The organism is Streptomyces canus (assembly GCF_041435015.1).
GTDB classification, from domain to species: domain Bacteria; phylum Actinomycetota; class Actinomycetes; order Streptomycetales; family Streptomycetaceae; genus Streptomyces; species Streptomyces canus_G.
In genome coordinates this window covers 8427723-8440305 of record NZ_CP107989.1, presented here as the reverse complement: position 1 = coordinate 8440305, position 12583 = coordinate 8427723, and the positions used below count along the sequence as shown (strand labels likewise).

General features: G+C 71.9%; 11 protein-coding genes and 1 pseudogene. 6 read left to right on the top strand and 6 right to left on the bottom strand.

Annotated features, from left to right (window positions below; genetic code table 11):
* Positions 1–3: 3 nt before the first annotated feature.
* The 4 genes from OG841_RS38570 to OG841_RS38555 all read right to left on the bottom strand — a co-directional run bounded on the left by OG841_RS38570 (position 4) and on the right by OG841_RS38555 (position 4596).
* Complete coding sequence (locus OG841_RS38570) at positions 4–1167, bottom strand: glycosyltransferase (RefSeq protein WP_328637161.1); 1164 nt, start codon at positions 1165–1167, stop codon at positions 4–6.
* Positions 1164–2297, bottom strand: coding sequence for a glycosyltransferase family 4 protein (locus OG841_RS38565; protein ID WP_328637162.1), 1134 nt, complete (start codon positions 2295–2297; stop codon positions 1164–1166). Before OG841_RS38565 ends, OG841_RS38570 begins: the two co-directional genes overlap by 4 nt.
* 187 nt (positions 2298–2484) lie before the next feature.
* Positions 2485–3903: a HEAT repeat domain-containing protein gene (locus OG841_RS38560; protein ID WP_328637163.1), complete on the bottom strand. Its 1419-nt coding sequence runs from the start codon at positions 3901–3903 to the stop codon at positions 2485–2487.
* A gap of 300 nt (positions 3904–4203) precedes the next feature.
* Positions 4204–4596, bottom strand: coding sequence for an ankyrin repeat domain-containing protein (locus OG841_RS38555; RefSeq protein WP_328637164.1), 393 nt, complete (start codon positions 4594–4596; stop codon positions 4204–4206).
* Between the two features lie 215 nt (positions 4597–4811).
* On the opposite strand from OG841_RS38555, the gene OG841_RS38550 reads away from it, so the two are divergent.
* Positions 4812–5006, top strand: a complete 195-nt coding sequence (locus tag OG841_RS38550) for a hypothetical protein (protein ID WP_007380617.1) — start codon at positions 4812–4814, stop codon at positions 5004–5006.
* A 40-nt stretch (positions 5007–5046) separates the two neighbouring features.
* On the top strand, positions 5047–6690 hold the full coding sequence (locus tag OG841_RS38545; RefSeq protein ID WP_371568951.1) for a hypothetical protein: 1644 nt from the start codon (positions 5047–5049) through the stop codon (positions 6688–6690).
* 142 nt (positions 6691–6832) lie between these two features.
* Here OG841_RS38545 and OG841_RS38540 read toward each other — a convergent pair whose 3' ends face one another.
* Complete coding sequence (locus OG841_RS38540; RefSeq protein ID WP_371568948.1) at positions 6833–8332, bottom strand: SCO1417 family MocR-like transcription factor; 1500 nt, start codon at positions 8330–8332, stop codon at positions 6833–6835.
* Between the two features lie 101 nt (positions 8333–8433).
* Here OG841_RS38540 and yczE point away from each other — a divergent pair, with 101 nt between their 5' ends.
* The 4 genes from yczE (at position 8434) to OG841_RS38520 (ending at position 11903) form a co-directional block, all read left to right on the top strand.
* The gene (yczE, locus tag OG841_RS38535) at positions 8434–9087 is read left to right on the top strand and encodes a membrane protein YczE (RefSeq protein WP_371568945.1); all 654 of its coding nucleotides are present in this window, start codon (positions 8434–8436) and stop codon (positions 9085–9087) included.
* Positions 9084–9851 carry a glycerophosphodiester phosphodiesterase gene (locus OG841_RS38530; RefSeq protein ID WP_371568942.1) on the top strand — a complete coding sequence of 256 codons (768 nt, stop codon included), beginning with the start codon at positions 9084–9086 and terminating at the stop codon, positions 9849–9851. The genes yczE and OG841_RS38530 overlap by 4 nt, the downstream gene beginning before the upstream one ends.
* A gap of 54 nt (positions 9852–9905) precedes the next feature.
* Positions 9906–11261, top strand: a complete 1356-nt coding sequence (locus OG841_RS38525) for an MFS transporter (RefSeq protein ID WP_371568940.1) — start codon at positions 9906–9908, stop codon at positions 11259–11261.
* 267 nt (positions 11262–11528) lie between these two features.
* Positions 11529–11903 carry an RNA polymerase-binding protein RbpA gene (locus OG841_RS38520; RefSeq protein WP_003977404.1) on the top strand — a complete coding sequence of 125 codons (375 nt, stop codon included), beginning with the start codon at positions 11529–11531 and terminating at the stop codon, positions 11901–11903.
* 95 nt (positions 11904–11998) lie between these two features.
* Here OG841_RS38520 and fxsA read toward each other — a convergent pair.
* Positions 11999–12566 (bottom strand): annotated as a pseudogene (fxsA, locus tag OG841_RS38515) (FxsA family membrane protein).
* Between the last annotated feature and the right edge of the window lie 17 nt (positions 12567–12583).

The following is a 12583-nucleotide window of genomic DNA, read 5'->3' as shown; positions in this document are numbered from 1 at the left end:
CGCTCATGCCACGCCTCCGGGCACGGAGCGCCGTAGGAAGACCTCCGCGTCGTGCGCGGCGAGGAACGCCCGCACCGCCGTGTCCCAGCCAAAGCACTCGGCACGCGCGCGTGCGATTCCGCGGCGTTCGGCCTCGGGACGTTCGAGCAGCATGTCCACGGCGTCCGCGAAGGCCTCCCCGCGGTCGGCGGCGACGGCCCCGGCCGATCCGATGACCTCCGGCAGCGCGGAGGAGGCGCTCACCACCACCGGCGTACCGCACGCCATGGCCTCCAGCGCGGCGAGCCCGAAGGTCTCGGCCGGCCCAGGAGCCAGGCACACGTCGGCGGAGGCCTGGAGCGCGCCGAGCAACCCGGGGTCGGAGACGTGCCCGAGGAAGGTGACCGGCAGCCCGCGCTCCCGGGCCCGCTGCTCCAGGCGCGGCCGCAGCGGCCCGTCCCCGGCCACCACGAGCACCGCCCGCCGACCGCGTCGTACGAGCGCCTCCACGGCGTCCAGCGCGGTGCCAGGCCGCTTCTCCACGGACAGCCGGGTGCAGATCACGAGGAGCGTCTCGGCCTCGCGCGCGTAGCGGGCCCGCAGTCCCGCGTCGTGCAGCGCCGGGCGCCGCTCGACCAGGTCGACGCCCAAAGGGGCCCGTACGACATTGCGCGCGCCGATCCGCACGAACTCCCGCTCGGCGAACTCCGTGGTGCACACCACGCGCGCGTAGGTGTGCGCCGTACGGACGTTGAGGGCGTCGGCGGCCCGCCGGGCCGCTCCCTCCGGCAGGCCCCAGGTGCGGAGCACGCCGTCGGCGGTCTCGTGGGAGACCATCACGGCGGGGACGCGGGCGCGCCGGGCCCATTTGCCGGTCCACCTGAGGGTCGTACGGTCGCAGACCTCCAGGCGGTCGGGGGCGAGCTCCTCCAGGACCCGGGCCACGCGCCGCTTGTCGGCGAGGACGCGGTAGCCGCCGGTGCCGGGCAGCAGCGGGCCCGGCAGGGTGATGATCCGTCCCTGCTCGGTCAGGCGGTCGCTCGCGCGCTCACCCGGCACGATGAGCACGGACTCGTGTCCGGCCGCCTGGTAGCCCTTGCCGAGCTCGCGCAATGCGGTGCGCAGGCCGCCCGAGGCGGGAGCGACGAAGTTGGCGAGGCGGACGATCCGCAGCGACTGTCCGCTCATGCCGCCACCGCCGTCTTCCGGCCGGTGAGCACGGCGGCGTAGTGGCCGATCAGCTGATCGCCGACGGCCGCCCAGGTGCGCCCCTCGACCATGGCCCGCGCGGTGACTCCGAACGAGGCGCGCATCTCGGGGTCGGCGGCCAGGGACCACACCGCGTCCCGTACGGCAGCCGGATCGCGCTGAGGGACGAGGAACCCGGTGCGCCCGTGGGCGACCAGGTCCAGCGGACCGCCGGCGGCGGGCGCGACGACGGGCACACCGCTCGCCATGGCCTCCTGCACGGTCTGGCAGAAGGTCTCGAAGGGGCCGGTGTGCGCGAAGACGTCGAATGAGGCGAAGATCCGGGCCAGTTCGTCACCCATACGGCGGCCCAGGAAGACCGCGCCGGGCAGGGCCTGTTCCAGGTTCGGCCGGCTCGGCCCGTCGCCGACCACGACGACCTTGACACCCTCCAGACGGCACGCGTCGGCCAGCAGCTCGATGTGCTTCTCGGGCGCCAGCCTCCCGACGTAGCCGACGATCAGCTCACCGTTCGGGGCGAGTTGCCGGCGCAGCGCCTCGTCGCGCAGGTCGGGGCGGAAGCGGACGGTGTCCACGCCCCGTGGCCACAGCTTGACCCGGGGCACGCCGTGCGCCTCGAGGTCGTGCAGGGACGCGCTGGACGGGGCGAGGGTGAGGTCGGCGGCGGCGTGGACGGAGCGGATACGGCGCCAGGCGGCGGCTTCTCCCGCGTGCACGTAGGTGCGGGCGTATCCGGCGAGGTCGGTCTGGTAGACGGCCACGGCGGGGATGCCGAGCCGGGCGGCGGCGGCCATGCCGCGGACGCCGAGGACGAAGGGGCTGGCCAGGTGGACGACATCGGCACGGTGCTCGGCGATCGCCGCGGCCACGCGCCTGCTGGGGAGGGCTACGCGGACCTGGGGGTAGCCCGGGAGGGGGAGGGAGGGGACACGGACGACGGGGCACGGCGCGAGAGCGTCCACGGCGTGCCCGGGGCCGGACGCGGTGGCCGGCGCGACGACGAGCGGAAGGTGACCGCGATCTACGAGGTGCCGGGCGGTCTGGAGCGCGCAGTGGGCCACGCCGTTCACATCGGGGGGAAAGGATTCGGTCACTATGACGACACGCATAGGGGAGTTCTCGCCGCACTGGACGTGCTCGCGTCAACGTGGATCTTTGCGAGCGGTGAACGTCCCGTGAGCGTTCCGCTGCACACCCGAGCAGGTCAGGCCGTGTCCATGACGACCTGACCCGCGAGTCACCCCGAGTTCACCGGGCGGGTGTGACAGGGCCCGGGGGTGCGCATCCGAGGTGGTGTCACATGGCCGCGGTGTCCGGTCCGATACGGCTGCGGACGGCCGTCTGGACCTCGGCCTCCTCGGCCGGATCGGCGGCCAGTCGGCGCAGTCGCTCGACGACCCGTGCGTCTCCGGTCTCGGCGTGCCGGGCGGCGATCTCGCGGGTGGTCTCCTCGCAGTCCCAGAGGCATTCGACGGCGAAGCCGGTGGCGAAGGAGGGGTCGGTGGCGGCGAGCGCACGGGCGGCGCGGCCACGGAGATGGGAGGAGGCCGTCTCCCGGTAGATGTGGCGCAGCACGGGCGCGGCGCAGGCGATGCCGAGGCGTCCGGTGCCGTCGACGAGGGTCCACAGGGTGGGGGCGTCGGGGCCCTCGCCCCGTACGGCCTCCCGGAGGGCCGCGAGCACCAGGTCCCGGTCCTGGGCGCCGCCCAGACAGGCGAGCATGCGTCCGGCGGCGGCGCCCAGCGGATCGGGCCGTCGGGCCCAGCCACGCGCACGGTCGACGGCGGCGATACTGCGCATGCGTTCGAACGAGTCGAGGGCGGCCTCCACGACGACCGGTGAGCCGGTGACGACGGCCAGCTCGATCAGATCGAAGGCGTCGGGATCATTGCTGTCGGCGAGATAGCGCAGAGCGGTCGCCCGGGCCCCGTCGGTGCCGTCCTTGGCTGCCGCGAGGATCTCGGGCCCGTCCTCGGGGCCCGCGACGGCGGACAGACAGCGGGCGGCGGGCACATGCAGCGCGGCGCCCCGCTCGACGCCCTGCTGGGCCCACTCGAAGACGGCCTGCACGCTCCACCCGGGGCGGGGCCCGGCGGGTCGCATCTGGCGTTGCCAGCGGTCGAAACAGCCGGCCTCCTGAGCGGCACGCACACGCGTGGAGACGGATTCGCGGGGGTCGTCGGCCCACAGCCGCCACGGCCTCGGTTCGAAGGCGTCGCGGACGACGGCGGCCAGCTCGGCCTCGCCCTCGGGATCGGTGGCGAAGCGCGCGAGTACGGGCGCGGCGAGGGCGCGCAGACCGGCGTCGTCGTCCCGCAGCGCCAGTTCGTCCAGGGCCCAGGCCCAGTTGGAGCCCGAGGCGGCGTACCTGCGCAGCAGTTCGAGCGCGTCCCGCCTGCCGTAGGAGGCGAGGTGACCGAGGACGGCCAGGGCGAGGCCTGTGCGCGACTCCTCGGTGTCGAAGACGTCGTCCACCTCGAAGAGGTGCGACTCGATCTCGTCCAGCTCACCGTTGAGGTCGAGAAAGAGACGGGCGTAGTACAGCGAGCGGTTCTCCACCTGCCAGTCGTGGCGGGGATCGCGCAGCACGCAGTGATTCAGGGCCGCGAGCGCCTCGGCGCGCGGGGCGGTGAGCGCGTGCAGTGTGCCGTCGCCGCGGCCCCGCTGGAGCAGGCCGAGCAGCGTACCGCTGGGCGCTATGACCGGATCGAACATGGGAAACAGCCTCACATCAAGCGTCGACGCAACCGGGGACGTGCATTACCTGGCCGCGTGACAACACGTCGGGGCGCCCGCCGTTTCCTGCTTGCTGTAAGCCATCTTCCTCTGCCTCTCGTCGGTGGCCCATGCGGACCCGATCACGGTCCGCGCGGTGCGGCATCACCTGCCCTGCCATCACGTCCGTGAACCACGACGTCATGATGACTCGGCACTTCCATCTGCCGCGACCGAAATTTCGGCGGCCCTGTACCGCCTCCCCCGTTGTCTGTGTTTTCGCTGGTCAGAACATACGGATCAGTATGCGCCGAACAATTCGAGCAGTTCCGCCCTGCCGAACATCCGGGCCGTGTCGAGGGCCGAGGGGGTGCCCTCGGCCGGATCGGCGCCGCCCTCCAACAGGGCCTTGATGACGTCCGTGGAGCCCTTGAAGACAGCCCCGGCGAGGGGCGTCTGCCCCCGGTCGTTGACGCCGCCGGCCGCCGCCCCGCGGGCGACGAGCGCACGCACCGCGTTAGCGTGACCGTGGTAGGCGGCGAGCATCACGAGTGAGTCCCCGCGGTCGTTGGTGAGGCCTGCGGGAACACCCGCGTCGACGTACGCCACGAGCGCCTCGGTCTGTCCCTGTCGGGCCAGATCGAAGATCTTGGTCGCCAGCTCCACGACCTCGGGGTCGGGGGCTTCAGTCATCGGCCGATCCGCCTCTCATACAACCGTTCAGGTGATTCGCAAGGGTACTGGCTCACGCGCCACATGACCCGAAGTGCCGGACGTCAGGACACCACGGCTCTGCCAACCAAGTGAAAACCCGGGAAATTCATCCATTTGCACCTTTTGTCGTATGGATACATGCTGTGATCCTGGAAGTACTCATGGTGACTGTCCCCACGAACCAGGAGCACCAAATGATCCTCTCCATCTCGGGCGTCGTACTGCTCGGCATCGTCGTCTTCATCTTCTTCCGCAAGGACGGGCTCAAGGCCTCGCACGCCCTGATCTCGGCGTTGTTCGGCTTCTACCTGGCCAGCACCGCCATCGCCCCGAGCATCAAGGCCGGCGGCGAGAGCCTGGCGAGCCTCCTCGGCGGCATCAAGTTCTGACGCCGCCCCTCCCGTCCGTACGCACCTCCAGGAGACAGCTGTGGCCCGCCGCCCCCTCCCCCGCATCCTGAGCACAGGCAGCGCGCAGATCGCCCGGAGCCGGGAGCTGGCCCGGACGGCGGCCGACAGCGCCACCGACGTCCTCCACCCGCTGATCACGATGACTCGCGGTCTGCGCCGGCTGGCCTCGGCCGGGCGGCGCAAGTGGGCCGAGGCCCCCAAGGACAAGCGCGGGCCGCTGCTTTTCCTGGTGGCCTCGGTGGTCCTGGTCGTGGCGCTCGTACCGTACGGTCCGCTGCTCGCCGTCATCAGCCTGATGGCGGCGGCGGCCTGGCAGGGCCGGGACCGCAAGCCGTCGGAGCCGGAAGGACCCGACGAGTCGCAGACACAGCGCCTCCAGTCGCTGTACGAAGCGCTCGTCCCGTACTTCTCGGCGGCCGAGGACCCGGCCCCGCTGTACGCGCACGGCGGCGAGTGGGAGAAGGCCTTCCCCGCGTACGACTTCGACGGCACCGGTCGCATCACCCATCTGCTGATCAGCTACCCGGCGTACTTCGCCGACGGCGAGGCCGAGGCCCGGGCCCGCGTCGAGCAGCTCCTGCACGCCAAGTCGGGCCGCGGCCGCGAGTACCACTTCACCTGGGACGAGGAGGGCAACCAGCTCACGGTCACTGTCCTCGCCCCGCTGCCCACCGACATCGCCGCCCAGCGTTTCGTCACCGCGCCGGGCGAGACGGTCCTCGGCTTCACCGACCCCACCCAGGTCCAGCGCACCTTGCCGCTCGGCTACGGCGACGGACAGCGCGACGTCCCGCCGGTGGTCTGGCGCACCGGCATCCGCTCCACCGAGCCGCACCTGCTGGTCCTGGGCCAGCCGGGCAGCGGCACCTCGACCCTGCTCCGCTCCATCGCGCTCCAGGCCCTTCAGTACGGCGATGTGGTCATCGTCGAAGGCGGCGGCACCGGCGAGTACGCGTGCCTGACCGGGCGGGACGGGGTCCTCGCGGTCGAGTGCGGACTGGCGGGAGCACTGGCCAGCCTGGAGTGGGCGGCGACCGAGACGGAGCGCCGTCTCATCGCGACCAACCAGGCCCGTCAGGCCGGCCGGCCCTCGCCGGACGACACCAAGCGCCCGCTGTGGATCCTCCTCGACCGCCCGAGCGCCTTCATCCACCTGGCCGCCGCGGACGGCCGCAAGGATCCGCAGACCCTCCTCCAGGTCCCCCTTCGGCACGGTCGTGCGGCGAATGTCACGGTGGTGGTGGCCGATCAGTTCGACAGCGCGGAGGCGTTGAGCGATCCGGTACGGCAGCACACACGCGCGCGTGTCGTGCTGGGCCCGGCGACGCCGGACCAGTTGGAGACGTTCCTGGGGGCGCCCCCGCACACGACCCCGGCGGGGCAGGTCCCGCCCGGCCGCGGGTACGCCCGTCTGGGGACGGGACCGGTCCATCGTCTCCAGGTGCCGGCCACACCGGACCCGTACGACGAAGCAACGAGCGAGGCGGACCGGCAGGCGGTGCTGGCGCTGTTGCCGGCGCGGACGACTCCGGCCGACGGGGAGACGGTCACCGCGGAAGCGGAGCCGGAAGGGGCCCCCTCGGAAGCAGAGCCGGTCCTCTCGAAAGCAGAGCCAGTCCTGTCGAAAGCGGAGCCGGAAGCGGTGGCCGCGGAAGCGCCGTGACCATCAGCGGTTGTCGTGCGGCTGCGGGTGCGTGGGGGGATCGCGCAGTTCCCCGCGCCCCTGGGCCGGGGCAGTTGCCGTCAGTCCCACAGCGCCGAGGCTGCGACGACCCCGACCACCCCGACCTGCCACTCGCTCCGTCTCACGCGACGAACGTACGCGGCGCCTCCCCGCCCCCGGACCCGCCGCTCTCCACCACCCGCGCCGCCGCGGCCAACCGCGCCGCGGCCTCGTCGGCCACCGCTCCCCCGACGGTGAACGGCAGACGCACATAGCCCTCGAAGGCCCCGTCGACCCCGAACCGCGGTCCCGACGGCACGCGTACGCCCACCCGCTCCCCCACTTCCGCCAGCCGCGAGCCGGACAATCCCCCGGCCCGCACCCACAGCGTCAGGCCACCCTGCGGCACCTCGAACTCCCACGACGGCAGTTCCCTGCGCATCGCCGCCACCAGCGCGTCCCGGTTCTCCCGGGCCTGTCCGCGCCGCAGCTCCACGGCCTGCTCCCACCCCCCGGTGCTGAACAGCCAGTTCACGGCCAGCTGCTCCAGCACGGGCGTGCCCAGGTCGGCATAGGCCCGCGCGGCGACCAGGCTGCGGATCACGTCCGGCGCCGCCCGCACCCACCCGATCCGCATCCCCGCCCAGAACGCCTTGCTGGCAGAGCCGACGGTGACCACGGTCGAGCCGGCCGGGTCGAACGCGCACACCTGCCGCGGCATCGAGACGTCCTCGTCCAGCCACAGCTCGGTCATCGTCTCGTCGGCCACCAGCACGGTCCCCGCGGACCGTGCCGCCTCCACCAGCCGCCGCCGCTGGTCCTCGTCGGCCAGCGCGCCGGTCGGATTGTGGAAGTCGGCGACGACGTAGGCGATCCGCGGCGCCGCGTCCCGCAGCACCTGCCGCCAGCGGTCCACGTCCCATCCGGTCAGCCCCTCCGCCATCGCGACGGGCACGAGCCGGGCGCCCGCCTCCCGCATCAGCTGGAGGATGTTCGCGTAGGACGGGGACTCCACAGCGATGCGCTCGCCCCGGCCACCGAACAGATGACAGATCGCGTCGATCGCGCCCATCGCCCCGGTCGTGACCATGATCTGCTCGGGCATCGTGGGGATTCCGCGCGCGGTGTACCGCTCGGCGATCATCGTCCGCAGTGCCGGAAGACCCGCCGGGTAGTCGCCGTGCGTGTGGGCGTACGGCGGCAGTTCCTCCAGGGCCCCCTGCACCGCCCGCGTCAGCCACGGCTCCGGCGCGGGCAGTGCCGCGCAGCCCAGGTCGATCATCGACCCGAGGGCCTCGGGAGGGAGGGGTTCGAGACCGCGCGCCGGGAGGGGATTGCCGGCCGGGACCGCCGTCCAGCTGCCCGCGCCGCGCCGGGACTCCAGGAAACCCTCGGCCCGCAGCGCCTCGTAGGCCGCCGCCACGGTCGTACGGCTGACGGACAGGGAGAGGGCCAGTTCGCGTTCCGCGGGCAGGCGGGCGGCCACCGGAACGCGGCCCTCCAGGACCAGCAGGCGGACGCCGTCGGCGAGCGCGCGGTAGGCCGGTGGGCGGCGCGTGCCGGGGCCCGCCGGACGGTCCTGCTGGGAGTTGAGCAGCCGGGCGAGCTGCGCCGCACCCACCGCCGAGGTCCACTGCGCCACTGAAATCAGTCCACCTTCCCCGAATTGGCCATGGATGGCGTGTCATCCCAAGCCACAGGGTGTCATGCGTCAGGCCACTACCACCACAGGGGGACCGCGCCTTGTCCACGCAGAACCGTCGCGGACGACGGTTGATCCAGCTGTACGTCGGACTCGCCCTCTACGGGGCCAGCTCGGCGCTGCTCGTCGAGGCGGGCCTGGGCCTCGAGCCCTGGAACGTGCTGCACCAGGGCCTCGCCGAGCTGACGGGACTGTCCATCGGGGTCGTGTCGATCATCGTGGGCGCGGCGGTACTGCTCCTGTGGATCCCGCTGCGCCAGCGGCCGGGACTCGGCACGGTGTCCAACGTCTTCGTGGTCGGCATCGCCATGGACGCCACCCTCGCCGCCGTCCCCGAGGTGCACGGTCTCGCGATACGGACCCCTCTCCTGCTGGCCGGCATCGTCCTCAACGGCATGGCCACCGGCCTCTACATCGCCGCCGACTTCGGTCCGGGCCCCAGGGACGGCCTCATGACCGGGCTGCACCGGCGGACGGGACGCTCGATCCGGCTGATGCGGACCGCGGTCGAAGTGGCCGTCGTGGTCACGGGATTCGTCCTCGGCGGCACCATCGGCATCGGAACCGTCCTGTACGCGGTGTCCATCGGCCCCCTCGCCCAGCTCTTCCTGCGTGTGTTCGCCGTCCTCCCGGCATCCGAGGGCAGCACGGTCGTTGCCAGCGGGCAACCGCGGGGAGCGATACTGCGTCCGTGACCTCGCGGATACGCCACCCCTACCTCGACCATCCCGGCCCCATCCCCTTCGCCCACCGGGGCGGGGCGGCGGACGGGCTGGAGAACACCGCCTTCCAGTTCCGGCGGGCGGTCGAGGCGGGTTACCGGTACCTGGAGACCGACGTCCACGCCACGGCGGACGGCAGGCTGGTCGCCTTCCACGACGCGACCCTGGACCGGGTGACCGACGGGGCGGGCCGGATAGCCGACCTGCCCTGGGCCGACGTACGGCACGCGCGTGTGGCGGGCAAGGAACCGGTGCCGCTGTTCGAGGAGCTCCTGGAGACCTTCCCCGAGGCGCGCTGGAACGTGGACATCAAGGCCGGGCCCGCCCTCCAGCCGTTCCTGGACCTCATCGAGCGCACCGACACCTGGGACCGCGTCTGCGTCGGCTCGTTCTCCGAGGCGCGGGTGATGCGCGCCCAGCGGCTGGCCGGGCCACGCCTGGCGACGTCGTACGGCACCCGGGGTGTACTGAACCTGCGGCTGCGCTCCTGGGGAGTCCCCGCCGCACTGCGCCGCTCGGCCGTCGCCGCACAGGTGCCCGAGGCCCAGTCCGGCATCCAGGTGGTCGACCACCGCTTCGTGCGCGCCGCACACGCGCGTGGGCTGCAGGTGCACGTGTGGACCATCAACGAACCCGATCGCATGCACCGGGTTCTGGACCTGGGCGTCGATGGCATCATGACCGATCACATCGACACACTGCGCAAGGTCATGGAGGAGCGGGGCGTCTGGGTCTGACCCGTCCCGCTCCCGGGCCGCGCACGGCACCTTCACGGGGAAGCGAGGGCACGGGTGGGCACCGACACCGTGCGGGCGGGCTCGACGGACGAGGCCGCCGACCGGCGGCGCGAGCAGCGCGGCTGGTACTTCTACGACTGGGCGTGCTCCGTCTACTCGACGAGCGTCCTCACCGTGTTCCTCGGCCCCTATCTGACGTCGGTCGCCAAGAAGGCGGCGGACCCGGACGGCTACGTCCATCCGCTGGGCGTCCCGGTGCGGGCCGGCTCCTTCTTCGCCTACTCGGTGTCCCTGTCGGTGATCGTGGCCGTGCTGGTGATGCCCCTGGTGGGGGCCGCCGCCGACCGCAGCGGCCGTAAGAAGCCCCTCCTGGCGGCCGCCGCCTACACCGGGGCCGCCGCGACGACCGGCATGTTCTTCCTCGGCGGCGACCGGTATCTCCTCGGCGGGGTCCTGCTGGTCGTCGCGAACGCCGCGGCGGCCGTCGGCACCATGCTCTACAACTCCTACCTCCCGCAGATCGCCCCACCCGAGGAACGCGACGCCGTCTCCTCCAAGGGCTGGGCCTTCGGCTACGCGGCGGGCGCCCTCGTCCTGGTCGCGAACCTCGTTCTCTACACGGGCCACGACTCCTTCGGCCTCTCCGAGAGTGCCGCCGTCCGCATCTGTCTGGCCTCGGCCGGACTGTGGTGGGGCGCCTTCGCGCTGATTCCGCTCCGCCGGCTGCGAGATCGCCGCTCCCGCGAAGAAGGGCCGACGGAAACGACGGCACCCGGCTTCCGGCAGCTCGCGGCCACCGTCCGCGGCATGCGCCGCCACCCGCTCACCCTCGCCTTCCTGCTCGCGTACCTCGTCTACAACGACGGCATCCAGACCGTGATCTCCCAGGCGTCGATCTACGGCTCGGAGGAGCTGGGCCTCGGGCAGTCGACGCTCATCGCGGCCGTGCTCCTGGTCCAGGTGCTCGCGGTGGCGGGGGCGCTGGCGCTCGGCCGGATCGCCCGGGTGTACGGGGCCAAGCGCACGATCCTCGGATCCCTGGTCGCCTGGGCGGTGGTCCTGGGCGCGGGATACTTCCTGCCCGCCGGCGCACCCGTGTGGTTCTTCGTCCTGGCTTCCGGCATCGGACTCGTCCTCGGCGGGAGCCAGGCCCTGTCCCGCTCCCTGTTCTCGCATCTCGTCCCGCCCGGCAAGGAGGCCGAATACTTCTCGGCGTACGAGATGAGCGACCGCGGCATGAGCTGGCTGGGCCCGCTCCTGTTCGGGATCACCTACCAGGTAACCGGAAGTTATCGAGACGCGATCATCTCGCTGGTGGCCTTCTTCGTCATCGGATTCGCCCTGCTCGCACGGGTTCCGGTGCGGCGGGCGATCAGCGACGCGGGCAATCCCGTACCCGAAAGGATTTAGCGTTCAACACCAAAGCGCTGTAGTGTACGCGTTTGGCCTGCCAGGCGTACCGTTACTGCGCGTCAAAGATACCGAAACGCTGGGTGACATCTGTTAGTAGATGTGACAAACCGGGCACTGGTGGGTACAACAAGGGGCGGCTACGACGGCGATGCATTGCCCGGGACGGGACCCGGAACGGGAATCTTTACCGCCGACCGGACGTTGACCGGATGACGACGACAGCGACACCTGTCCTGTGGGCGACAAGCCCGGGAGGCACGATTCATGAGTGAGCGAGCTCTTCGCGGCACGCGCCTCGTGGTGACCAGCTACGAGACGGACCGCGGCATCGACCTGGCCCCGCGCCAGGCCGTGGAGTACGCATGCGAGAAGGGACATCGCTTTGAGATGCCCTTCTCGGTCGAGGCGGAGATCCCGCCGGAGTGGGAGTGCAAGGTCTGCGGGGCCCAGGCACTCCTCGTGGACGGCGACGGCCCTGAAGAGAAGAAGGCCAAGCCCGCGCGTACGCATTGGGACATGCTGATGGAGCGACGCACCCGAGAGGAACTCGAAGAGGTCCTCGAGGAGCGTCTGGCGGTTCTGCGTTCCGGCGCGATGAACATCGCTGTTCATCCCCGGGACAGCCGCAAGTCGGCCTGAGCGGGAACACAGCACATACAAGTAACCGCGGGCGCGGTACGTGATTCACGTACCGCGCCCGCGGTTTGTGCTGCCCGCGGTTGCCCGCGACCGCCTCAGCGCGTGAGCGGCGGCCGCGGCTCCTGCGGAGTGTCGCCGCCCGGCTCGTCCCGGACGATGACCTCGCCCTGGACCACCTTGCCGTCGGGGCGCTGCATACGGGCCTGCTGGAAGGCATCGCCCAGGGTGCCCGGAGCGGCCTCGCGCAGCTTGCGGTCGAAGGTGCGCTCGGCGTACCGGCCGATGGCCTTCTGGACCGGCGGGATCAGCAGGAGCAGGCCCACGGCGTCGGAGATCAGGCCCGGGATCATCAGGAGCAGGCCGCCCAGCATCATCAGGCCGTTGCCACTACTGCCGGAGCTCGAGGGGGCCCCGCCCCGCTGAAGCGCCTCGTTCAGGTTCTGGAAGGCGCGGCGGCCGGCCCGCTTGATCACCACCGAGCCGAGCACGAAGCCCGCGACCAGCAGCAGGAACACCGCGAATCCGCTCGTCGCGCTCGCGACCACGGTCAGCAGCCAGATCTCCAGCACCAGCCAGGCGGCGACGCCCAGCGGCAGGAAGGTGCGCGTACGGGAGCGGCGGGGCCGGGCGGGGTACGTGGGGGTCGGAAGCGCCTGTCGTCATACGTCCAGTGTGCCTGG

Coding starts and splice junctions, on each gene's coding strand:
- OG841_RS38555 (WP_328637164.1), bottom strand. CDS start 4,596: ATGACTGAAGCCCCCGACCCCGAGGTCGTGGAGCTGGCGACCAAGATC.
- OG841_RS38560 (WP_328637163.1), bottom strand. CDS start 3,903: ATGTTCGATCCGGTCATAGCGCCCAGCGGTACGCTGCTCGGCCTGCTC.
- OG841_RS38520 (WP_003977404.1), top strand. CDS start 11,529: ATGAGTGAGCGAGCTCTTCGCGGCACGCGCCTCGTGGTGACCAGCTAC.
- OG841_RS38565 (WP_328637162.1), bottom strand. CDS start 2,297: ATGCGTGTCGTCATAGTGACCGAATCCTTTCCCCCCGATGTGAACGGC.
- OG841_RS38570 (WP_328637161.1), bottom strand. CDS start 1,167: ATGAGCGGACAGTCGCTGCGGATCGTCCGCCTCGCCAACTTCGTCGCT.
- OG841_RS38550 (WP_007380617.1), top strand. CDS start 4,812: ATGATCCTCTCCATCTCGGGCGTCGTACTGCTCGGCATCGTCGTCTTC.